Annotated in this window: 25 protein-coding genes and 2 tRNA genes; 15 read left to right on the forward strand and 12 right to left on the reverse strand. The window is 61.1% G+C overall.

Annotation, left to right across the window (positions count from 1 at the left end; all coding sequences use genetic code 11):
• Positions 1–60: 60 nt before the first annotated feature.
• The 4 genes from I2H36_RS06525 (at position 61) to I2H36_RS06540 (ending at position 2,497) form a co-directional block, all read left to right on the forward strand.
• Positions 61–441, forward strand: coding sequence for a phasin (locus I2H36_RS06525; RefSeq protein ID WP_196263048.1), 381 nt, complete (start codon positions 61–63; stop codon positions 439–441).
• A gap of 33 nt (positions 442–474) precedes the next feature.
• Positions 475–978 carry a phasin family protein gene (locus I2H36_RS06530; RefSeq protein ID WP_196263049.1) on the forward strand — a complete coding sequence of 168 codons (504 nt, stop codon included), beginning with the start codon at positions 475–477 and terminating at the stop codon, positions 976–978.
• Positions 979–1,039: 61 nt separating this feature from the next.
• On the forward strand, positions 1,040–1,471 hold the full coding sequence (locus I2H36_RS06535; protein WP_196263050.1) for an NUDIX hydrolase: 432 nt from the start codon (positions 1,040–1,042) through the stop codon (positions 1,469–1,471).
• 318 nt (positions 1,472–1,789) lie between these two features.
• Complete coding sequence (locus tag I2H36_RS06540) at positions 1,790–2,497, forward strand: outer membrane protein (RefSeq protein ID WP_196263051.1); 708 nt, start codon at positions 1,790–1,792, stop codon at positions 2,495–2,497.
• Positions 2,498–2,575: 78 nt separating this feature from the next.
• Here the strand turns inward: I2H36_RS06540 and I2H36_RS06545 are convergent, their stop codons facing one another.
• Positions 2,576–2,797: a hypothetical protein gene (locus I2H36_RS06545; protein ID WP_196263052.1), complete on the reverse strand. Its 222-nt coding sequence runs from the start codon at positions 2,795–2,797 to the stop codon at positions 2,576–2,578.
• A 345-nt stretch (positions 2,798–3,142) separates the two neighbouring features.
• Between I2H36_RS06545 and I2H36_RS06550 the strand changes: the two genes are divergently transcribed.
• The 5 genes from I2H36_RS06550 to I2H36_RS06570 all read left to right on the forward strand — a co-directional run bounded on the left by I2H36_RS06550 (position 3,143) and on the right by I2H36_RS06570 (position 7,857).
• On the forward strand, positions 3,143–3,316 hold the full coding sequence (locus tag I2H36_RS06550) for a hypothetical protein (RefSeq protein ID WP_196263053.1): 174 nt from the start codon (positions 3,143–3,145) through the stop codon (positions 3,314–3,316).
• A gap of 215 nt (positions 3,317–3,531) precedes the next feature.
• On the forward strand, positions 3,532–3,840 hold the full coding sequence (locus I2H36_RS06555) for a hypothetical protein (RefSeq protein WP_196263054.1): 309 nt from the start codon (positions 3,532–3,534) through the stop codon (positions 3,838–3,840).
• 421 nt (positions 3,841–4,261) lie between these two features.
• Positions 4,262–5,047, forward strand: a complete 786-nt coding sequence (locus I2H36_RS06560; protein ID WP_196263055.1) for a phasin family protein — start codon at positions 4,262–4,264, stop codon at positions 5,045–5,047.
• 221 nt (positions 5,048–5,268) lie between these two features.
• A complete protein-coding gene (locus tag I2H36_RS06565; protein ID WP_196263056.1) occupies positions 5,269–5,520 on the forward strand; it encodes a hypothetical protein in 252 nt (83 codons plus the stop codon).
• 756 nt (positions 5,521–6,276) lie between these two features.
• Entirely contained in the window at positions 6,277–7,857 is a 1,581-nt protein-coding gene (locus I2H36_RS06570) for a polysaccharide lyase family 7 protein (protein ID WP_196263057.1), read from the forward strand.
• A gap of 126 nt (positions 7,858–7,983) precedes the next feature.
• Here the strand turns inward: I2H36_RS06570 and rarD are convergent, their stop codons facing one another.
• The 5 genes from rarD to I2H36_RS06595 form a co-directional block, all read right to left on the reverse strand.
• A complete protein-coding gene (rarD, locus tag I2H36_RS06575; RefSeq protein WP_196263058.1) occupies positions 7,984–8,895 on the reverse strand; it encodes an EamA family transporter RarD in 912 nt (303 codons plus the stop codon).
• Positions 8,896–9,093: 198 nt separating this feature from the next.
• Positions 9,094–9,170, reverse strand: a tRNA-His gene (locus I2H36_RS06580).
• 122 nt (positions 9,171–9,292) lie between these two features.
• A complete protein-coding gene (locus tag I2H36_RS06585; protein WP_196263059.1) occupies positions 9,293–10,267 on the reverse strand; it encodes a tripartite tricarboxylate transporter substrate-binding protein in 975 nt (324 codons plus the stop codon).
• Positions 10,268–10,329: 62 nt separating this feature from the next.
• A complete protein-coding gene (locus I2H36_RS06590; RefSeq protein ID WP_196263060.1) occupies positions 10,330–11,832 on the reverse strand; it encodes a tripartite tricarboxylate transporter permease in 1,503 nt (500 codons plus the stop codon).
• The gene (locus I2H36_RS06595; protein ID WP_196263061.1) at positions 11,832–12,500 is read right to left on the reverse strand and encodes a tripartite tricarboxylate transporter TctB family protein; all 669 of its coding nucleotides are present in this window, start codon (positions 12,498–12,500) and stop codon (positions 11,832–11,834) included. Before I2H36_RS06595 ends, I2H36_RS06590 begins: the two co-directional genes overlap by 1 nt.
• A 434-nt stretch (positions 12,501–12,934) precedes the next feature.
• On the opposite strand from I2H36_RS06595, the gene I2H36_RS06600 reads away from it, so the two are divergent.
• The 3 genes from I2H36_RS06600 (at position 12,935) to I2H36_RS06610 (ending at position 14,702) form a co-directional block, all read left to right on the forward strand.
• The gene (locus tag I2H36_RS06600) at positions 12,935–13,606 is read left to right on the forward strand and encodes a TerC family protein (RefSeq protein WP_196263062.1); all 672 of its coding nucleotides are present in this window, start codon (positions 12,935–12,937) and stop codon (positions 13,604–13,606) included.
• 65 nt (positions 13,607–13,671) lie between these two features.
• The gene (locus I2H36_RS06605; RefSeq protein WP_246718674.1) at positions 13,672–14,382 is read left to right on the forward strand and encodes an AzlC family ABC transporter permease; all 711 of its coding nucleotides are present in this window, start codon (positions 13,672–13,674) and stop codon (positions 14,380–14,382) included.
• Complete coding sequence (locus I2H36_RS06610) at positions 14,379–14,702, forward strand: AzlD family protein (RefSeq protein ID WP_196263063.1); 324 nt, start codon at positions 14,379–14,381, stop codon at positions 14,700–14,702. The genes I2H36_RS06605 and I2H36_RS06610 overlap by 4 nt, the downstream gene beginning before the upstream one ends.
• Here the strand turns inward: I2H36_RS06610 and I2H36_RS06615 are convergent.
• The 6 genes from I2H36_RS06615 to I2H36_RS06640 form a co-directional block, all read right to left on the reverse strand.
• Positions 14,667–15,173 carry an arsenate-mycothiol transferase ArsC gene (locus I2H36_RS06615; protein ID WP_425523277.1) on the reverse strand — a complete coding sequence of 169 codons (507 nt, stop codon included), beginning with the start codon at positions 15,171–15,173 and terminating at the stop codon, positions 14,667–14,669. The two genes, I2H36_RS06610 and I2H36_RS06615, sit on opposite strands and share 36 nt — an antisense overlap.
• Before the next feature lie 3 nt (positions 15,174–15,176).
• A complete protein-coding gene (locus tag I2H36_RS06620) occupies positions 15,177–15,662 on the reverse strand; it encodes a UPF0262 family protein (RefSeq protein WP_196263064.1) in 486 nt (161 codons plus the stop codon).
• Positions 15,663–15,795: 133 nt separating this feature from the next.
• Positions 15,796–17,088: a histidinol dehydrogenase gene (gene hisD, locus I2H36_RS06625; protein ID WP_196263065.1), complete on the reverse strand. Its 1,293-nt coding sequence runs from the start codon at positions 17,086–17,088 to the stop codon at positions 15,796–15,798.
• Positions 17,089–17,529: a DUF2948 family protein gene (locus I2H36_RS06630; RefSeq protein WP_196263066.1), complete on the reverse strand. Its 441-nt coding sequence runs from the start codon at positions 17,527–17,529 to the stop codon at positions 17,089–17,091.
• A gap of 130 nt (positions 17,530–17,659) precedes the next feature.
• A complete protein-coding gene (murA, locus tag I2H36_RS06635) occupies positions 17,660–18,949 on the reverse strand; it encodes a UDP-N-acetylglucosamine 1-carboxyvinyltransferase (RefSeq protein WP_196263067.1) in 1,290 nt (429 codons plus the stop codon).
• A 61-nt stretch (positions 18,950–19,010) separates the two neighbouring features.
• Positions 19,011–19,178 carry a hypothetical protein gene (locus I2H36_RS06640; protein WP_196263068.1) on the reverse strand — a complete coding sequence of 56 codons (168 nt, stop codon included), beginning with the start codon at positions 19,176–19,178 and terminating at the stop codon, positions 19,011–19,013.
• Between the two features lie 156 nt (positions 19,179–19,334).
• Here I2H36_RS06640 and hemA point away from each other — a divergent pair, with 156 nt between their 5' ends.
• The 3 genes from hemA to I2H36_RS06655 all read left to right on the forward strand — a co-directional run bounded on the left by hemA (position 19,335) and on the right by I2H36_RS06655 (position 21,200).
• Positions 19,335–20,561: a 5-aminolevulinate synthase gene (gene hemA / locus I2H36_RS06645; RefSeq protein WP_196263177.1), complete on the forward strand. Its 1,227-nt coding sequence runs from the start codon at positions 19,335–19,337 to the stop codon at positions 20,559–20,561.
• A 64-nt stretch (positions 20,562–20,625) separates the two neighbouring features.
• Positions 20,626–20,700: transfer RNA gene (locus I2H36_RS06650), tRNA-Thr, on the forward strand.
• A 185-nt stretch (positions 20,701–20,885) separates the two neighbouring features.
• Positions 20,886–21,200, forward strand: coding sequence for a hypothetical protein (locus I2H36_RS06655; protein WP_196263069.1), 315 nt, complete (start codon positions 20,886–20,888; stop codon positions 21,198–21,200).
• Positions 21,201–21,234: the final 34 nt, after the last annotated feature.

Consider the following 21,234-nt stretch of genomic DNA (forward strand, 5'->3'; position numbering starts at 1 on the left):
ATTTTGCAGCGCACAATGTGATATTGCACTGCACAAATGCCTTACAACAAGGAGCATGTCATGGCCACGAACCAACCCCAAGGTTACGAAATCCCCCCGGAGATGCGCGATTTCGCGGAGAAGAGCGTTGAGCAGGCCCGCAAGGCCATCGACGGCTTCATGACCGCGGCTCAGAAGACGGCTGACACCTTCGAAGGCTCTGCCGCGACGGTCCAGACCAGCGCCCGCGACGCGGCGCGTAAGACCTTCACGTATACTGAGCAGAACCTGAACGCAGCCTTCGACCTCGCCCAGAGGATGGTTCGTGCCAAGGATATGCAGGAAGCGATGCAGATCCAAGCTGAGTTCGCGCGCAGCCAGTTCGAGGCCATGCAGACCCAGATGAAGGAATTCGGCGCCATGGCACAGTCGGCCATGAAGCAGCCGGGCTCCAAGAAGTAAGCCACTCTCCAACAGCCCCGCGAGGACCTCACGATGGTGGAAGCGAAGAAGCCACGAGCCAAGAGACCAACGAAGGCCGCCAGCCTTGAGCTGAAGGCCGATCTCATCGAGCTGGCGGCTATTCCAGCCGTCACGGCCCTGGAGACGGTCAAGGCTACAAAGCCTGCGACGCAGCCGAAAGTGCCCGAGGTGCTGCCTGTCGCAGCTGAGGCTGTCTTCTCTTCGGCGAAGAAGCAGGGCGACGCCTTCCGCCAAGCCGTCAGCGAGGCGGTCACCGCATCCGCCGAGGGCGCCCTGGAGGTCAACGGCAAGATCATCGATGCCCTGACCATCCAGAGCAGCACGGCTCTCGACCTCTGGCGCTCGGCAATCAGCTCGGCTCCCCTCCCCGAGGCCCTCAAGGCGCAGAGCCAAGCGACGCGCCAAGCCTATGAGTCAGCTTCTGCCCAATGGAAGGCCATCGCGGAGTCGACGGCGCTCTGGTTCACCAAGAGCCTAGAGCCCCTGCACTCGGCCTTTCAGCGTTCGGCGCGCTAAGCGATCTATCCGACCGCATGATCATGCGTTAAGGCTCGGCCACATTAGCCGAGCCTTTTTCATGTCTCCATCACCCGTTCCAGCCGTTATCGCCGTCGTCATCCATGAGGATCGGGCTCTGCTGGTCCGCCGGGCCAATCCGCCCGATGCCGGCCTTTGGGGTTTCCCCGGAGGCAAGATCGAGTTCGGCGAGACGGTCCGGGCAGCAGCCACCCGGGAACTCCTGGAGGAGACAGGCGTCCATGCGGACGCCCAGGATGTCATCACCACGCTCGACATCCTGGTGCCTGATCCTTACGGAGCGGTTCGACAACATTACATCCTGATCGCCGTCTGCTGCCGCTGGATCTCCGGAGAGCCTGTCGCGGGCGACGATGCGCTTGAAGCCGGCTGGTTTCCAGTGACTGACCTCGAACATGACAAGCTTGCCATGAGCGCCGATGTCGGCGCGATTGCCCGGCGTGCTCAAGCCCTCGCGGCGAACTCGCCCTGAACGGTTTCCGCCTGTCGAACCAGCAACTGCCCGCGTCAAGAAAAAGGCCTCACCCTGTGCGGATGAGGCCAAGTCGTTGTCTCTTAACTTGAGGCTGGAAAGCCTAACGTCACGGGCTGATGTGCACATAACCGCCAGAGGATCTCAACCCGCACCCCGGCATCATGGTTGATGAAAAGTAAAAATTTATAAAGCATCAATCATGTTTCCAGTGGTTACATCCAAGCATATTGCAACATTCTCTCACATTATTTTATGACCTCAGCGACAGGCAATTCATGCCTCGCGATTTCTGGCTCACACGTACGGAATACAATCATGCGTAAATCTGCTCTTGGACTGCTCGCTGCCACAGCGGCTCTCGGCCTTGCGGTTTCGAACGCCCATGCGGCCGATCTTCCGTCCCGCTATTCCCCTGCGACTTCCTACAATGCACTTCCGGTCTTCACCTGGACCGGCTTCTATGCGGGCCTCAACGCAGGCTATGCCTGGAACATGGGTGACAGCCGCTTCTACGATCCGACTTTCGGCAGCATTCCCGGCCGGCGCCACGGCGGCTTCGTCGGCGGCGCACAGGCCGGCTACAATTATCAGTTCGGCATGTTCGTGGCCGGTGTGGAGACGGATCTCCAGTATGCTGCCGTCGGCAACAAGGGCGCATCCTATGGCACGACCTATTACCCGGGTGACTCCGATGGCTTCTTCGGCACCATCCGGGCCCGCGCCGGCGTGGCCCTCGACCGCGCTCTGGTCTACGGCACGGCCGGCTTCGCCTATGGCGATGTGGGCGGAAACAGGGGCATCGATCCGATCCTCGGGCATCATTCCGGCGATGAGGTCAATTGGGGTTGGACCATCGGCGGCGGCGTCGAATACGCGATCACCAACAACTTCACCGCCAAGGTCGAAGGCCTTTATGTAGATATCGACACAAAGGACAATTTCGACCAAGGCGGCCGCGTCAGCGTCAACCGCGATGCCGAGTTCGGCGTGCTGCGTGCGGGCGTGAACTACAAGTTCAATTGATCATCCGACACTTCTCGAAACACGAAGGCCCGGTGGCAGCACCGAGCTTTTTCGTTTCGGCATGGGCCTGCTGCCGGATCAGGGGTCGTTCACCGCCAGAGGCGTTTGAAGCCCCTGCATCTCCACGCGCTTGAGAGCGAGCAGCCGCCTGGCGGCAACCCCGCCTGGATCGGAGGCGTAGAGCCTGTCATTGAGCACTTCGATCTGCCAGCGTTGCAACTCGAGCAATGCTCTTAAAGACCTCACCCGAATTTGGAGATCGAGAGCATCCTTTAAGGGATCCGGGTCGTCGCCTGTCATGGAACCATGACTGCCAATGTCGCGATGAATCATGTCTGAACGCGGAATAGAGTGAACGTCAATCGGATGGGTCTGCCACGAACAAGCCCGGCAGGCAGGGCCATACGCAAATTAACACTTGTCACGACACCGAACGACGACTCGTGCATGGGCAATCATGGATGCTCTGCTGTGATCGATGTAAATGTCTTACAATTCCTGGGAACTGGCAAGTCTCGAACAAGCGCATTGGGCGCGACCTAAAGGCCAAGGTAGGCGCTTTTGAGGCTGCAGCCCTCATCGGACCGGAACCGGGAGTGAAGTTCGGCAGTTCCACCGGCAGAGCTTGTAAAAGAGAGCGACCTCATGCCAGACACTCACCATGAAATGGAAGCAGACAAAATTCTCTCTGCCCTGAGCCTGAGCGCTTCAGATGAACAAGCCCTGCTGCAGGGCCGACGGCTGCTAGTCGAAGCCTTGGAACAAGCGGAGCAGCGCGGGCGCCAGATCCTTGGAAATCAAAAGGAATCGAGCGGCTGACACATTCTCAAGAATGAGGCGGTTCAGCTTTATGGTCCTGGGATTCAATCTCTGCTAACGCTGTCAACATAAGCTCCACTGCAACCGGCATACACTTCCCTGCGACATTGACAGCGAGGAACGGCCCACGCTGCGGCACGTTCCTTCCCTGTGCGGTAGAGCACAGCGGGCAAGCCTCGGATGTGGTGATCTTCTGGGCGTTGGAGAATAGGTTGATGCGCTCCCTTCTGATGACAATCCTGGCTGGCACGCTCACCACGGCAGCAATCGGTGGCGCTCAGGCTCAATCCGCCGACACCCGCATCGCCTCCATGCCTTTCGGCGAGTGCCTCTCCATCATCAGCGAAGCTGCACAGGAGATGGACCAGGAGCCTGTCAAGCTCGTCAACACGAACGATGTTGTGACAGCTCGCATCCAAGCCTCGGACGGTTTCGTCACTGTCTCGTGCGATCGGAGTGCCAGCAAGATCACTCTTACCAAAAGCGCCGTTCCGGAAGCCGCCGGAATGACTGCAGCGCGCTGATCGCAACTGTCACTAATCCCGCATTCGAAAAACGGTGAGCTTGAGACCGTTTGTTCTGCTGATAACCAGCAGCGAGTGACACATTTACAAGAGAATAAAGTTCATCTGGTCCCCATCGACTGTGAACAGACTATGTCTCTATGATTGCTGCTAACATGCGGTGCAGCCGAACTCTCGATCAGTAGAAAACCTTTTGCATCGCTCTGAATTTCTCGGCCGCAGCCCTGCACTGATTGCAGTCTTCTAATGAGCCTGTCGTATTCAGGTCATTGTTTGCTGGTGAAGTCGATATACTTGGCAATGGAGCTGTAGACTGCACGATAGAGTTCCAGGAACTCGGCGTGCTACCGGATGATTTAGTCTCTGCCGCATGAGCCGAACGCGTTTGAGTTGATCCATTTTCACACAATGAGGAAAGACAATGCCTTCAAAACATTTCAGCCAGACACCGCCTGATAAGGCGAATGACCTTTTCGACAAAATCCTTGCAACCTCAGACAGCGCGACCAAAACGCGTGAACGCCTTTTTGCGGATCTGAAGGACGAACTGGAGCTTCTTGCCAGCTTGCAGGAGCAGCATCTCTTCCCCATCCTGCAAAAGCACGGGATGCAGGAGCTGCTCAGCGCCTCCATCAGCGATAACCAGGAGACAGCCTTGCTGCTGGGAGAGCTCGAGCGCATGCAAAAGAGCAGCAGCGAGTTTCTCGGCAAGGTCGCCGAACTCAGAAAGGCTTTCCAACAACATATCCGGGATGACCGGAAACAGCTTCTCCCGGCCGTTCTCGAGGTGCTTAGCGATGAAGAGGCTCAAGCCGTTGCAGACCAGGTCGAGGACGAGTTGGCAAACCTCAATGACCTGAAGCATGTCGAGACCAGCGCTCCTGCCGATATAGGCGCGGCTGTCCAGCGCAGTCTGGATGGAGTCGATGAAGTAGTTCGCCTGGGAGCCGATAGCACGCGTACCATGACGGTCGGCGTCCAGGATCTCTCGCAAGAATGCCTGAGCATGAGCCAGAAGCGGTTGCAGACGAATCTGGATGGATGGACCAAGCTCGCTCAGTGCCGGTCGCTCCAAGATCTTACTAAGACCCAGGTCTCTCTCATGCAGGAAAACTTGGAGCTGACGCTTCACAACAGCTTCCGGTTGGCTGACTTGGCGGTAAAGCTCGCCGAAAGAGCAACGTGGCACGGCGCCATCAGGCGCTAGGCCTCCCATAACGTCTTTCCGCAGCTGCGGATGGAAATCATCCTTCTCTGGCTCAGGATGGCAATCGAAGGTGGAATGGCCACGGGATGACTTAGTCCTGGGCCATTCCTACCCGCTCCTCAAGACGGCCTTGAGCGCTCTCTCTAACCTTCAGAGCTCACCATCAATGGACAGGCAGCTTGCGCGGTCTATATGTGGAGTATTCCTGACGAGGCGCATGCATGCCCGAAACCGACCAGCAGACTGATAAGGATCTGGACGAGCTTGACACCGCAAGCCACGTCAATTTCCGTGATTACCCGAGTTCCGGCCTAGTCGTGATCGCCGCCATAAGCTCGGGACTAGGCTGGATGTTGTACAAATGGCTCGGTCGGAAGCGCAAGGCGCGCAGCGATGCGTCGGACGAACTTGCACAACCTGAAGTGACCTCGCCCCCAGCGGTTCTGCCGGTCGATAAAAAACCCGAACGCTGAAAACTCACCCTCTCGGACGTGCCGCAGCGCACGGCTTCCTGATGAGCCTTGGTTTACCTTTGGGAATCAGCAGGAGGCTCTCATGGCTTACAGTGCTGTTTCATTCGTCCTTGGTATTGTTGCTCCTCTCGCACTGGTGAGTTGGCTGCTCGTACTGCATTGAAGCAGCAAAGATCAGCTTACCAATCGACAGCACAAACCTGAGAGAGCATTCTGATCGGCAAGCATATCAAAGGATTTGGCGCAATACCTTCCGTTTCGTAACTAACCATTTACGTTTCAGGCGCAGCCTCAATAAGTGCCTGACTGGCACGATCCTCCCTCCCGGTCGCAAAAGCGACCCCCCTCGAGCGCCATGTGAAACGGCGCTCTTTCTTTGCATTCCTCTGGAGAGAATGAGCTGAATAGGGCTCATCGTTAGGCAAACAAAGGATTATCTACGCTCCCTTTGGCCGCATATATTCTCGAACGTCACTGGGGCGCATTCCCAATATTGTTACGCTTCGAACAGCCTAGAATAAAAATACAAGCCCTGCCACGATGTTGCCTTATTCCACGATCAGAACGACTTCAACGGACGAACAGATATCGATTCTGAAATCCGCAGTATTATGAGCACCACAAGAAGTGCTCACCTGTATCGATAGTCGCCTAGTGTTTTATCTCTGCGTAGTCGCAGCAGGTTCTTCATAGAACTGCATAACTATTATTCAGAAGCCTCAAATAAGAGGCTCGCTTATTTTTGGGGCAGACAATATGACTTTGAATCCTTCGGTCGCTCCCGGCGGCAACTTTGACTTGTCCAATTGGAAGATCACCCTTCCTGTGGATGCCAATGGCGGCATCAGCGGCACGGCCGTCGAGGTAAAGAACCTCTCCACCTACCAGAACTCCAAGTACTTCTACACCGCAGCCGATGGCGCCATGACTTTTATGGCTCCGGTTGAGGGTGCGACCACCAGCGGCTCGTCCTACGCCCGATCCGAATTGCGTGAGATGAACGGCACCGCCAACGCTGCATGGAACCTCCAGACGGGCGGCTTCATGAGCGCCACTCTCGAAGTCGATGCCGCTCCCAACCGCGAAGGCATGGGGGGCCGCGTCATCGTCGGCCAGATCCATGGCAAGAACGACGAGCTGGTTCGACTTTACTGGGAAAATGGCAAGCTCTATTTCGCCAACGATCAGGCCGGCTCCAGCAACAGCGAGACGAAGTTCTACTTCGTGAATGCGTCTGGTCAGCAGCCGAGCGTTTCGCTGGACGAGCGCTTCTCCTACACGATCAACGCCAAGGGTGACACCCTTGAGGTGACGGTCTTTGCTGACGGCGAGATCTATAAGTCAGTCAGCAAGATCAACAGCGTGTGGCAGTCGGACTCATTCTACTTCAAGGCTGGCGCCTATCTCGGCGCGAATGAGACCAATGGCACAGGCTACGGCCAGACCTCATTCTACGCCCTGAGCTTCAATCACAACGGCACGGTGACGACGCCGACGCAGCCAACTCAACCGGCTCCGCTTCCTACCCCGAATCCTGACTCGAAGGATAATGCGGTCATGGCATCCGACGACCGGTATGCGGCCGTTGAGGATCAGGCTCTGACCGTCAGTGCGTCACAGGGCGTTCTGGTCAACGACGCCGCCCCCGATGGAGGCAAGGTGGCCATCTCCGGCACGTTCGCCACTGCTCAGGGCGGCAGTGTGAAGATCAGCGCCGATGGCTCCTTCGTCTATACCCCGAAGGCCAACTTCTACGGCTCGGACAGCTTCAGCTACACCGCCAAGGACGCAGATGGCGACACCGATACCGGCGCCGTGACTCTCGCCGTTGCCGATGTGGCGGAGACGGGTTCACCGTCGTCCCCGATGCCGACCACCTCGCGGCCGAGCACGACGAAGACGATGTCGGGCACGAGCAGCGCTGACCGCCTGACGGGCACGTCCGGCAACGATCTGATCGACGGCAAAGCAGGCGACGACATGATCTGGGCCAAGAATGGTAGCGACGTGCTGACCGGGGGCACGGGCAAGGACACGTTTACCTTCGACACTAGCCCGAGCAGCAAGAACGTGGACGTGATCGTCGACTTCGATGTGGTCGATGACACAATTCGCCTCAACGACTCGGCGTTCTCCAAGCTCAAGTGGGGCAATCTGTCGGCCAGCAGCTTCATGGTTGGCACCAAGGCTTTGGATTCCGACGACCGCATCATCTACGACAACAAGACCGGCTCTCTGTCTTACGACGCCGATGGCTCGGGTTCAGGCGCGGCAGTCAAGTTCGCCGTGATCGAGAATCTCGCCAAGCTTACAGCGGCCGACTTCCTCGTCATCTGAAGTCGGTAGCCGATTGTATCAGACGTGACGCGGCCCCGGGTGACCGGGGCCGCTTCCGTTTGCGTATCGTGCCTATCCCGCTCTTGTTTGATTGGATACCACAGGATCAGGAGAGCAGCCTTCGTTTCATCTCTTATCGGATGCAGACCTCAAGGCGCTCATCGTATAGATCGCCAAGGCTATCCAGATCAGACCAAAGGCGATGGCGTCCACCCATCCGAAAGCTTCCCCATAAACGAGGACGCCAAGGGCCAGTTGCCCTGACGGTGCCAGATATTGCAGGAGGCCAATAGTGGACAGCTTCAGTCGATGGGCTGCCGCAGCAAACCAGATCAGTGGCGCCGCTGTGCTGAACCCCGTGAGCACGAGAAGCAGATCAAGACCGGCATGCCCTTGGAACGCCGCAGCGCTGCCATCGGCGAACGTTACAGCCAAGTAGCCCAGCGCCAGGGGCGTGAGCAAAAGGGATTCGATGCAGAAGCCGACGAGTGGAGGCACCGGTACGATCTTCCGAACCAGACCGTAGAAGCCGAAGCTACATGCCAGGGCCAGCGCGACCCACGGCATCTCGCCGGAAGACACGCCGAGAACGAGAACACCCGCACCGGCGAGCAGGCAGGCTGCCACCTGGGCAGGACGAAGCCGCTCTCGGAGGAAGAGCACCCCCAGCACCACATTCAGGAGTGGGTTGATGAAATACCCGAGGCTCGTCTGGACCAAATGCCCGGAATTCACGGCCCAGATGTAGATCAACCAGTTGATCGCAACCAGACCTGCCGAAACACCAAGCAGGAGCAGGTGACGGCTAGAGGAGAGAGCCTCGACGAGCTTTTCCCTTTGCCTGAAGACGAATATCAACCCAAGGGCAAACAGGCTCGCCCACACGATGCGGTGCGCAAGAATTTGAAGCGGCGGTATGGACGAAAGAAGCTTGAAGTGCAGCGGCACCACCAAGCCCCACATGAAGAACGCCGCGAGCGCATAGAGAACGCCAGCCCTCGTCCGCCGCGCCTCAGCGACATCGTGTTCCGGTTCCATCGATATGACCTGCTGGACAGTTAGAGTGCCGCCAACCTCGACGGTCCTGTCTGCGTCATAGTCCAAATCCCAGAGATGGCATAGCCGCCTGTGCTCCGCTCAGAAGCGGAACACAACGTGCCGCTACGCCTCTGGAATGCACTTCAGACTGAGGATAATGCCTCGAACCTGCGAGGTCTAAGCACACTGGCTTTAAGGTGGTACAGCCGCCCCGGCTCGAACGGGGGACCCCCAGATCCACAATCTGGTGCTCTAACCAACTGAGCTACGGCTGCACGTGAGGCAGGGTGTAATAGCCCGGACGAGCAATTTCAAGACCTGATTGAGGCCGGACGGCCCGGAAATGAATACGGCGGGCCCAAGGCCCGCCGTATGACATGCTTAAGCTTGGGAACGGTTATTCCGCCGTTGCGCCGGCAGCCTTAAGAACCGGGGTCCAGCGGGCGACCTCGCTCTCGACGAGCTTCTGCAGGGCTTCCGGAGTCCGCTCAGTGTTGCTCGGGATCACACCGCCCAGCTCAAGCAGGCGCTTTTTGGTGTTCTCGTCGTCCAGGGACTTCATGAGGGCGTCGCTGAGCTTCTTGACCACATCCAGCGGAGTGCCCTTGGGAGCGAAGATGGCGTTCCAGGCGCTCACCTCGTAGCCTTCGAGACCGGCCTCTTTGGTGGTCGGCACGTTCGGCAGAACCGGTGAACGCTCAGGGGTCGCAATAGCGAAAGCCTTGATGTTGCCGCCTTGGATCTGGGGGGCCACGTTGACGATTTGGTCGGTCATGAAGTCGACCGTATTGGCCATCAGGTCGTTCAGAGCCGGACCGGTGCCGCGATAGGCCACCATGGTGGGCTTCGCCTTGACGACGGAGTTGAAGAAGATGCCCGTGGAGTGGGAGACGGAGCCCACACCCGCATGGGCCATGTTCACCTTGTCGGCGTTCTTCGACAGGTAATCGAGGAAGCCCTTCAGGTCGTTGGCCGGAAAATCCTTCTTGGCCACGATCACGATCGGGGTTCCGGCGGCCAGGCCGATGGGTGCGAAATCCTTGGTCGGGTCGTATTTCAGGTTCGGGTAAAGGGCCGGCGCGGCGCCGTGCGTGCCCATATGACCCATCATGATAGTATAGCCATCGGGCTGGGACTGGGCCGCCCGGGTGATGCCGGTGGTGCCTCCGGCGCCGGCCACGTTCTCGATCACGATCTGCTGGCCCAGGGTACGGCTCATGTTGTCGGTCACGATGCGGGCCACCACGTCCGTCGGGCCGCCGGCCGCAAACGGAACGATCATCGTGATCGGGCGAGTGGGATAGCCTTGGGCCTGGACGCCCGTTGCGGCCAAGCCGGCGACTGCGGCCAGAGCCAGTACAACCTTCTTCATCAATTTTCCTCCCTTGGAAAAGTTATGGCCTACCATGTGGGCAAGACGGAGCTGAAGGCAAGCTACTCGGTGAAGACCTCGTCCCTCCCCTTCCGGATGGAGGGCAGGAGGGCGATCACAAGGAGGATAGCGGCCACCGCGAGCAGCCCCGCGCTGACCGGACGCTCGATGAAGGTCTCCAGAGAGCCGCGCGAGATGATGAGGGCGCGCCTGAGGTTTTCCTCCATCAGCCTGCCGAGCACGAAGCCGAGCAGCATCGGCGCTGGTTCGAAACCGAACTTGATCAGCATGTAGCCCACCAGTCCGAAGAACCCGATGAACATCACGTCGGTGGGCAGCGAGTTGATCGAGTAGATGCCGATGCAGCAGAACATCAGGATCGCCGGGAACAGCAGCCGGTAGGGCACCTTCAGCAGCCGCACCCACATGCCGACCAGCGGCAGGTTGATGACGAGCAGCATCAGGTTGCCCACCCACATCGAGGCGATCATACCCCAGAACAGGGTCGGGTTCTTGGTCATCACCTGAGGACCGGGGATGATGCCGTGGATGGTCATGGCGCCGACCATCAGGGCCATCACGGCATTTGGCGGGATGCCCAGCGTCAGCAGCGGGATGAAGGAGGTCTGCGCACCGGCGTTGTTGGCGCTCTCGGGTCCTGCCACGCCCTCAATGGCGCCGCGGCCGAAGCGGCGCGGATCCTTGGCGATCTTCTTCTCGAGCGTATAGGAAGCGAAAGGCCCCAGCACTGCGCCGTTGCCGGGCAGAATGCCGAGGATCGCCCCGATGAAGGTGCCGCGCAGGACGGGTTTATATGCCTGCTTGAAGTCATCCAGGTTCGGCAGAAGCCGGCCGATGGCCTGCTGCACCACGTCGCGCGTCTCGGTATGATCGAGATTGCGCATGATTTCGGCGATGCCGAAGATGCCCATGGCCAGCACCGCAAAGTCGATGCCGTCGGCCAGGAACGGTAGCCCGAAGGTCATGCGCTCCTCGCCCGTCTCCAGATCGGTGCCTACAGTGGAGAGCAGCACGCCCACGAGGATCATGGCGATGGCCTTGAGGATCGAGCCACGCGCCAGCACGACCGCGAAAACCAAGCCCATGACCATGAGGGAGAAGTACTCGGTCGGGCCGAAGATCAGCGCAAGCCTGGTGAGCGGGGCCCCCAGGGCGGCGATGACCAGGGTTGCCACCGTGCCGGCGAAGAAAGAGCCGATGGCGGCGATGCCGAGCGCCACGCCGGCGCGGCCCTGGCGGGCCATCTGGTGACCATCGAGCGCCGTGACCACGGAGGTGGCCTCACCCGGGATGTTGACGAGGATCGCGGTGGTCGAGCCCCCGTATTGAGCGCCGTAATAGATGCCGGCCAGCATGATGAGCGCGCCGGTCGGGTCGAGCCCGAAGGTGATAGGCAGCAGCATGGCAATGGTGGCGATCGGGCCGACGCCCGGCAGCACGCCGATGAGGGTGCCCACAAGGCAACCAAGGAAGGCCAAGCCGAGGTTCTGCAGGGTCAGGGCGACCCCGAAGCCGAGGCTGAGATTGGAGAAAAAGTCACCCATCAGATCCTCCCGCTGTGGTCGGCCACGTCAATCGGACCGCGATGCCGACTACGGGTTGCAAGGAAAACGATCACGGCCGCCACGGCCAGGATGGCGGCGGTCGCCCGCAGCACCGCTTTCTGCGACCAGTCGGAGGGGAACAGGCCCGTGAGCGCCTGGGGGAAGACCGGAATCGGCAGGTTCAGGAGATCGCCGAACAGCACCATGCAGAACGGCGTGAGGCTCAAGCTGAGGATGACGAGATCGCGCAGGCGCGCCTCGGGCGTAGCATACCCGCCGATGATGATGGCGAGCGGACCTGCGAACAACATCCCCAAACCTGGGGTCGTCAGGGTTCCGAACGAGAAGGGGCGGATAGTGAGCGCGAAGGCCAGGATGCCGCCGATCACGAAGACCGGCCCGCGCAGGTTCCAGCGCTCCAGGGCATCGCCGTGCTTAATGAAGGCGAAGGCGAGTAGGGCAAGCCCCGACAGGCCGACCGCGATGGCGAGCCATCGGGGCAGCATGGCCGGCCCCATGGCATTAAGAGTGCCCTGGTCGAGATCCTGCGTGAGCCACAGCGCCAGGGCCGCCAGCGCCAGCAGGACCAATCCGCCCGCGATGTTTTGGGGCGCGCGGACCGGCCCGCCGGGCCTCGCGGGCCCTGAGCCTTCGTGAAGAGTGGACATGAACGACCTCCCGACAGACGCCTTGAGCGCCCCATGTTCTTTCAAATCGATATGGCCTGAGGCACCAACCCGGATCAAGCTTCTGTTTCCCTGAAGCAGGCCTTCTCAACAATACGTCTTGGGAACTAGGGGACAGAAGGGAAACCGCCTATCATCCTTAGGATAAGGCGCTGCCTTCCATGAGAGGTGACTTGATCCCTGGACCTGGGTTGTCTAGATGGACCCGGTAGCCAGGCCGGGCCCCTCTGGTCGCTCCCTAAAGGAGCGGCGATGTCGGACTGGATGAAAACCAGGACGGCCTGGGTTCGTTCAAACAGACGGTTTTGCCTGCATTTCGGCTCCTGCCTCGAAGATTTTCGGATCAGGACGGTGCCAGATGCGTCTCTTTGAACGTTTCGCATGCGCTGCCCGCAAACCGACATATGAGGCACTGCATGTTTGATCTCTCGCAGTTTTTCGGACCTGAGGTCGTCGCCTTCCTGATGGTGGTCGGAATCGATCTGGCGCTTGCCGGTGACAATGCCATCGTCATCGGTCTGGCCGCCGCCGGTCTCCCCAAGGAGCAGCGCAACAAGGCCATTCTGCTCGGCGTCCTGGCCGCCACGGTCCTGCGTATCATCTTTGCCCTGCTCACGACCCAGCTTCTTCAGATCGTGGGCCTCCTGCTCGCCGGTGGCATTCTGCTGTTGTGGGTGTGCTGGAAGATGTGGCGCGAATTGCGCGCAGGACACGAGGCAGAGCAGCACGCGGCTGAAGAGGCCCTGGAAGGCCGTGACATCAACCAGGATGGCACCATTGCCGGCGGAGTCCCGCGCAAGACCTTCGCCCAGGCAGCCTGGCAGATCGTCATCGCCGACGTGTCCATGTCCCTCGACAACGTGCTCGCCGTGGCCGGCGCGGCGCGCGAGCATCCCTACATCCTGGCCTTCGGCCTCCTGCTGTCGATCGCCCTCATGGGCGTTGCAGCCTCCTACATTGCCCGTCTGCTCCAGCGCTATCGCTGGATCGCCTATGTAGGCTTGGCGATCATCCTCTATGTGGCTCTCAAGATGATTTACGAAGGCTATGTCGAGGTGGCACCCTTCGTTAATGGCGCTGTCGGCTGAGGCGGAACAGCCATCCGGGATCCCCAATCTCCAATTGACGGCGGAGATGTGGGAGGGCACAGAGCATGACGCTCATGCCCCCCGCTCTCCGCCCTCATTTTTCTTATTCAGGCTTGCGCCACGGTGCGCGCGCCGCGCTTCCGGCCTTTCCAGGCTTCATCATGTTCGCCCTGGCCTTCGGCACGGCCGCGGCGCAGAAGGGCCTGTCCCTCGGTGAAACCTTGGGCCTCTCAGGCTTCGTCTATGCCGGTGCCTCGCAGATGGTGGGGCTTGAGATCTGGCAGCAGGTCTGGACGCCTGCGACGATCCTCACGATCATGACGGTCACCGCCGTGGTGAACGCACGCATGATCATGCTCGGGGCAACCCTCCAGCCATGGCTCAAGCACGAGCCTCTCCCACGCACGGCACTCAACCTCTTCCTCCTCACGGAGGCTGGCTGGCTCATCGGCACCCGGTATCACACTGAGGGCGGCCGGGATGTGGGAGTGCTGCTGGGCTGCGCGCTCATCCTCTGGCTGGTCTGGCTGGTGGCGACCTTCGCCGGCTTCTTCGCGGGTGCCCTCGTGCCTGAGCCCAGGCGCTTCGGCCTCGATCTCGTGATGCCGATCTTCTTCGGCGTGATGCTCGTGCCCCTTTGGAAAGGGTTCAAGCCAGCCCTCCCCTGGTTGGTAGCAGGGCTCGTCTCGCTCATCGTCCATGCGCTGGTGCCGGGCTATCTCTTCATCATCGCCGGTGCGCTCGCGGGCGTCGTTGCCGGGATGCTGATCGAATGAACGGGTTCGCCAGCTTCATCGCGAGCCCGTGGGGTTCGGTTCTCGCCATTGCGGGCATGACGCTGGTGACGTTCCTGTGTCGCATCGCAGGCGTCGTGGTCATGAGCCGTGTGCGCATTACGCCGCGCATCGAACGGGGCCTGCGCGCCCTTCCCGGCTCCATCATCCTGGCGACGATCCTGCCTGTGGTGATCGACAACGGCTGGCCCGCCATGATTGCATTAGCCGCCGCCATCATCGCCATGGCGGTGACGCGGATCGACATCGTCGGCCTTGTAGCCGGCCTAGGCACCCTCGCCGTCATTCGGGCTTTTGGATGAGGTCTGCTTGAGCCGCAGGCGGATGCGGTACATCAAGCCGTCACGGATGTTGCGATAGGCATCGAGCACTTGGTCGCGCGAGCCCTGCGTGATCGTCGGGTCCGGCGTCGGCCAATACTCTACATCCGCCGCGATGGTGCGCGTGAGTTCGAGCGCCGCGTGATGGGCTTCCGGCGAAAGCGAAATGATGAGGTCGAAGTTCAACCCTTCCCACTCCTCGAGTTCATCGAGGGTGCGCGGCTTGTGCTTGGAGGCGTCGATGCCGATCTCGGACAGGATCGACGACACAAAGCCGTCCGGCTCGCCTTTGCGCACGCCGGCGGACTGCACATAGATCGACTTGCCGAAGTAATGGCGCGCAATCGCTTCCGCCATGGGCGAGCGCACCGCATTCATTGCGCAGACGAACAGAACCGAGTGGATCCGTTTCGGGCGGGGCTCGTCCAGAGGCTCATCCAGGCGCTCCTCCAAGCGTCAGCCCTTCCAGTGAAGCGCGAAGATGAGCGTGAAGATGCGCCGCGCCGTGCCGAAATCCAGGATGAGCTTGCCCTCTAACCGCTTCATCAGCAGTTCGGCCGCCTCGTTGTGCAGACCGCGCCGCCCCATGTCGATGGCCTCGATCTGTGCCGGCGAGGCGGAACGGATCGCCTGGTAATAGCTGTCGCAGATCATCTCGTATTCGCGGATGGCCTTGCGGAACGGCGTCAGCGACAGGTGGTGCGAGATGAGATGCGCGCCGTCCTGCGTGGTCACTTCGAAGCAGAGCTTTTTGTCGATGAGCGAGATGCGCAAGGCATAGGGTCCGCCATCGTAGTTCGGCAGCGCGAAGGTGTTCTCTTCGAGGATATCGTAGATGGCGATGGCCCGTTCATGCTCCTGATCCGGGTTGCCACGGCCGATGGAGGCCTCGTCGAGGGTGACGGCGACCAGCCGGGTCCGCTCCTTCGCTTCACTCGCCATCCCGCCTCCGGTTAACCTTAGAGCATCGGCCCCAAAAGTGGATTTGCACTTTTGGGGCTTTTCCGATGCTCCACTCTATAAAAGAGCGCATCGTTGAGTACGAAAAACCGGAACCACCTTTTCGCACGATGCGCTAGAGGTTCAGGCGGATCGCGACCGACCGCGCATGGCCCTCCAGACCCTCCGAACGCCCGAGCGCAATGGCCGCCGGGCCGAGCGCCCGCAGAGCGTTCGCATCGCATTTCAGGATCGAGGTTCGCTTCATGAAGTCAAGCACGCCGAGACCCGATGAGAACCGGGCCGAGCGCGCCGTGGGCAGAACGTGGTTGGGGCCGCCTACATAATCGCCGATGGCCTCCGGCGTGTGGCTGCCGAGGAAGATGGAACCCGCATTGCGGACTTTGGCTGCAAGCTCTTCCGCGTTCTCCGTCTCGATTTCGAGGTGTTCGGGGGCCAGCCGATCCACGAGGGGAATGGCGTTTTCCAGCCGGTCGATCAGGATGATCGCCCCATAATCGCGCCAGCTCGCGCCGGCGATCTTTGCCTTGGGAAGGGTCTGGAGCTGGCGCTCGACGGCCTTTTCCACCGCATCGGCCAATGCCGGACTGTCCGTGATCAGGATCGATTGCGCAGCCGTATCGTGCTCGGCTTGGGCCATGAGATCGGCGGCGATCCAGTCCGGATTACTATTAGCATCGGCGAGGATGAGCACTTCGGAGGGCCCTGCGATCATGTCGATGCCGACCTGGCCGAAGACCCGGCGCTTGGCGGCCGCCACATAGGCATTGCCGGGGCCGACGATCTTGGCGACAGGTTTGACGCTTTCGGTGCCATAGGCGAGCGCAGCCACAGCCTGGGCGCCGCCGATGCGGAAGACCTCGTCGACGCCAGCAAGACGCGCCGCCGCCAGCACGAGCGGGTTCGTATCGCCGCGCGGGGTCGGCACCACCATGGCGATGCGCGGAACCCCCGCCACCTTCGCCGGTACGGCATTCATCAGAACGGAGGACGGATAGCTCGCAAGGCCGCCGGGAACGTAGAGACCCACGGATTCAATCGCCGTCCAGCGCCAGCCCAGGGTGACGCCGACGGAATCCGTGGTCCTGAAGTCCTTAGGGCGCTGCTCCCGGTGATAGGTCTCGATGCGCTCCTTGGCGAGCGCCAAGGCCTCCAGGGCTTCCTTGGAACACTGGGCCTCGGCAGCGTCGATCTCGGCATCGGACACCCGCAGGGTCTCGGGCTGAAGCGCCAATCCATCGAAACGGAGGGTGAAATCGATCAGCGCCTCGTCGCCGCGCACAACCACATCCTCGATGATGGCACGCACCGCCTGGTCCACATCCTCCGAGACCTCGCGCTTGGCAGAGAGCAGGGCAGCAAACGCCTGCGGGAAAGAGGCGTCCCGCGCATCGAGCCTCTGCGCCATTTATGGGCGCTCCGCCGTTTGAAACTGGTCCTCGTGGGAGGGGCGGCTTTCGGCAGCCCAGACCGGGCCGGTATCTTTCATCTGCATTTCGATGCACTCCAGATCCACCTGGATGGCTCCGCCTTCGGCAAAGATCAAGGTGGCGGTGCCCGAAGGGGCGTCCTTCTCCTCGAACGCAATGGCGAGAAGGTTAAGAACCGCGTCCTTGTTGCTCCGGTCGATGCCGCGGACGCGCACACCCGTCACATTCTCGAAATGCATGCAGGTCAGCCGACGCTGAGGCGTGGCTGCCTCCCAATCGTAGCGGCGGACCTGGATGGCGAAGCGCCGCTCCTTGGGCAAATAGGCGATATCCCCGACCTGCAGCAGCGAATCCTGCAAGTGAGCGGAGATGACGGAAAGGTCTTCAGGGTCGAACGCGACGAGTCTCAGGAGATCCATGGCCCACCAACCTGTTGTTGAACTTTGATCTTTAGGTAGAGAGCCCCCTGCCCCGGCGCAACCTTTCGCCCTGGCTTGCCGCCTGAACCTGAAAAGAAAAAGGCCGGCGGTAAAGCCGGCCTTCCATCCTTCAGCCCCTGACGCGCTCGATGAGCGCGCCGCATCGGGCGAGTTTGGCCTCCAGTGCCTCGAAGCCGCGATCCAGGTGGTAGACGCGGTTGATGGTGGTCTCGCCATCCGCCACGAGGCCGGCGATCACCAGGGACACCGAAGCGCGCAGGTCGGTGGCCATGACCGGAGCCCCTTTCAGGCCCGGAACGCCATCTACATAGGCGCTGTCGCCGTCGAGGCGGATATGGGCACCGAGGCGCGCCAGCTCCTGCACGTGCATGAAGCGGTTCTCGAAGATCGTCTCGCGGATGCGCGAAGTGCCGTTCGCCCGGGTCATGAGGGCCATGAACTGAGCCTGGAGATCCGTGGGGAAGCCCGGGAACGGATCGGTGGTCACGTCGACCGGCTGAAGGCCGTTGCCGTTGCGGCGGACGCGGATGCCCCCATGGGTCGCGGTGACCTCGGCTCCAGCCTGGCCCAAAACGTCGAGGGCGGCCTGGAGATAGTCGGGACGGGTATTGTCGAGCACCAGATCACCGCCGGTCATGGCCACCGCCATGGCATAGGTGCCCGTCTCGATGCGGTCCGGCATGACGTCGTGGGAGGCGCCGTTCAGGCTGGGAACACCCTCGATCACGATCTCGGAGGTGCCGGCGCCCTGGATCTTGGCACCCATCTTGATGAGGCATTCGGCGAGATCCACCACCTCCGGCTCGCGGGCGGCGTTGCGGATCACGGTGGTGCCCTGCGCGAGGGTCGCCGCCATGAGGGCCACATGGGTGCCGCCCACCGTCACCTTCGGAAAGTCGATCTCAGCGCCGCGAAGCCCTTTTGGCGCCGTCGCCACCACGTAGCCAGCCTCGATCTCGATGGCGGCGCCCAGCTTGGCCAGGGCCATGATGAGCAGGTCCACCGGTCGGGTGCCGATGGCGCAGCCGCCGGGCATGGACACCTTGGCATGGCCGAAGCGGGCCACCAGGGGAGCGATGACCCAGAAGCTCGCCCGCATGGTCGAGACGAGTTCGTAGGGGGCCGAGGTGTCGATGACGTTTTTGGCCGACAGGCGGATGGTCTGGCCCGTCTCGGAGGACTGACCGGGACGGCGGCCGGCGATCGAGTGGTCGACGCCGAAGTTGCTCATGATCCGCAGCAGGGACGAGATATCGGCAAGCCGCGGCACGTTGCCGAGCTCGAGCGTATCGGCCGTGAGCAGGCTCGCGATCATGAGGGGCAAGGCCGCATTCTTGGCGCCTGAGATCGGAATCAGGCCGTTGAGGGGCGCGCCGCCCCGGATGCGAATGCGATCCATCAATATCCCCTTGTAAATTGTTCAGTCAGCCATGCGCTATGCGCGCCTCGAGCTCTCAAAGCTAGTCGGACGGCTTGTCGCGCTCTGCTGCAACGCTCAAGCTGCCGCTTTCGTTTCCGGGCCCGTTAGCGGCCTGCCGCCCGCGGGCCTGCGCCTTGCGCCGCTTGAGGTTTTCCTTCAAGGCGGCCTTGAGCCGGTCAGCCTTCTGTTGCGATTTCACGTCAGTCATGGTTCACGCGACCCATCGTCGCCTTTACCCAATAAAGGCTTCGCACGCGGCCCTCAACCGCAATATCACGTTTGCGGACTTTGACCCGGATCAATGTGATCTGACATAATGGGATCAGTATCCCCGGGCAGTTTGCATTGCCCACCCGGTGAGATGATGGATTATCAAAACTTCTTCACGTCAGCCCTCGATCGCCTCCAGGCGGAGCGGCGTTACCGCGTCTTTGCCGAGATCGAGCGCCTGGCCGGGCGTTACCCCCAGGCGCTTTGGCACTCCCCGGAGGGGCCGCGCCCCATCACGGTCTGGTGCTCCAACGATTATCTCGGGATGGGCCAGAACCGGGACGTGACCCGCGCCATGGTGGAGACGGCCTGGCGCCTCGGCACCGGGGCCGGCGGCACGCGCAACATCTCGGGCAACAGCCACCCCATCGTCGAGCTGGAGGCGGAGCTGGCCGACCTGCACAGCAAGGAAGCCGCCCTGGTCTTCACCTCGGGCTATGTGTCGAACCAGACGGGCATCTCCACCCTGGCCAAGCTGATCCCGAACTGCCTGATCCTGTCGGATGCGCTCAACCACAACTCCATGATCGAGGGCGTGCGCCAGTCCGGATGCGATAAGGCGGTCTTCCGCCACAACGATCTCGAACACCTGGAGGAACTGCTCCAAGCCGCCGGCGACAGGCCCAAGCTGATCGTGTTCGAGAGCGTCTATTCCATGGACGGCGACATCTCCCCGATCCATGCCATCTGCGATCTCGCCGAGCGCTACGGCGCCATGACCTATATCGACGAGGTTCATGCGGTGGGCATGTACGGTCCCCGCGGCGGCGGCATTGCCGAGCGCGAGGGCGCCATGCACCGGATCGACGTGATCGAGGGCACGATGGCCAAGGCCTTCGGCGTCATGGGCGGGTATCTCACCGGCACCAAGGCGGTGATGGACGCCATTCGCAGCTTCGCCCCGGGCTTCATCTTCAGCACGGCCCTGCCCCCGGCGGTCGCCGCCGCCGCCATGGCGTCGATCCGGCACCTCAAGGCTTCCTCCAGCGAGCGCCAGCAGCAGCAGCGCCAGGCCGCCCGCACGAAGGCGGTCTTGAGCAGCGTCGGCCTGCCGGTCATCGACACGCCCACGCATATCGTGCCGGTGATGGTGGGCGATGCAGAGGCCTGCAAGGCGGCCTCCGACCGGCTACTGGAGAAGCACGGCATCTACATCCAGCCGATCAACTACCCCACCGTGCCCCGAGGCACGGAACGGCTGCGCATCACGCCCGGTCCCTCCCACACCAACGCCCATATCGACGCCCTGGCCGCGGCCCTAGTCGAGGTCTGGACCGCGCTCGGGCTCCCCCTGGAGTCGAAAGTGCAGGCTGCGGAATAAAGATCATTTTCAAGCTTGCATGGAGGGCAGCCCTGTGGCAGTAAGCGGCCCTCCCCGTTGGCGCGCTGCCGTAGCTCAGTGGTAGAGCACTCCCTTGGTAAGGGAGAGGTCGAGAGTTCGATCCTCTCTGGCAGCACCATCACCCGCCATGTGGCTCAAGAGTTCGAAGTCACGGCGGCGAGATATGCCTTTTCCTGCACCTGAATGCTCGTCCGGCCGAGATCGTGCCAACACGTCCTGTCCAAAGGTGCAGTTGTCTTTCTCCGCAAAGCCTTGCAATAATCCTGCATCGGGAGAGGCTTTCGCCATTGGGACGCAGCCCTCGTGAAGAACATGACCGGAGGAGAACCTCTGGCTTGGATAAGGGGGATGAGGGTTATGAAAGACTCGGCCATAGCGCCTGAGATCGCGGATCTATATGCGACTCTCGAGACGATTCTCAAAATCATCGGCAGATCGTGGCTGAGCGAAGAATGGCGGCTTGAGGACATTCGACTCCTGACCCAGGAGACGCTCACGAAACGGGGCAGCTTAGACGATGCAGAGCGCGCCAAGGCGATCATCCAGACTCGGCTTCGCATGAAGGCAAATTCAGAGGCGCCGCTTTCCCCACAGCGTAACCAGGGACTTCCGACCTAAGAAGATTGATGGGTCAAGCCGATGAATAGACATG

Origin of the sequence: Microvirga terrestris, from assembly GCF_015694425.1 — a bacterium.
GTDB classification, from domain to species: Bacteria; Pseudomonadota; Alphaproteobacteria; order Rhizobiales; family Beijerinckiaceae; genus Microvirga; species Microvirga terrestris.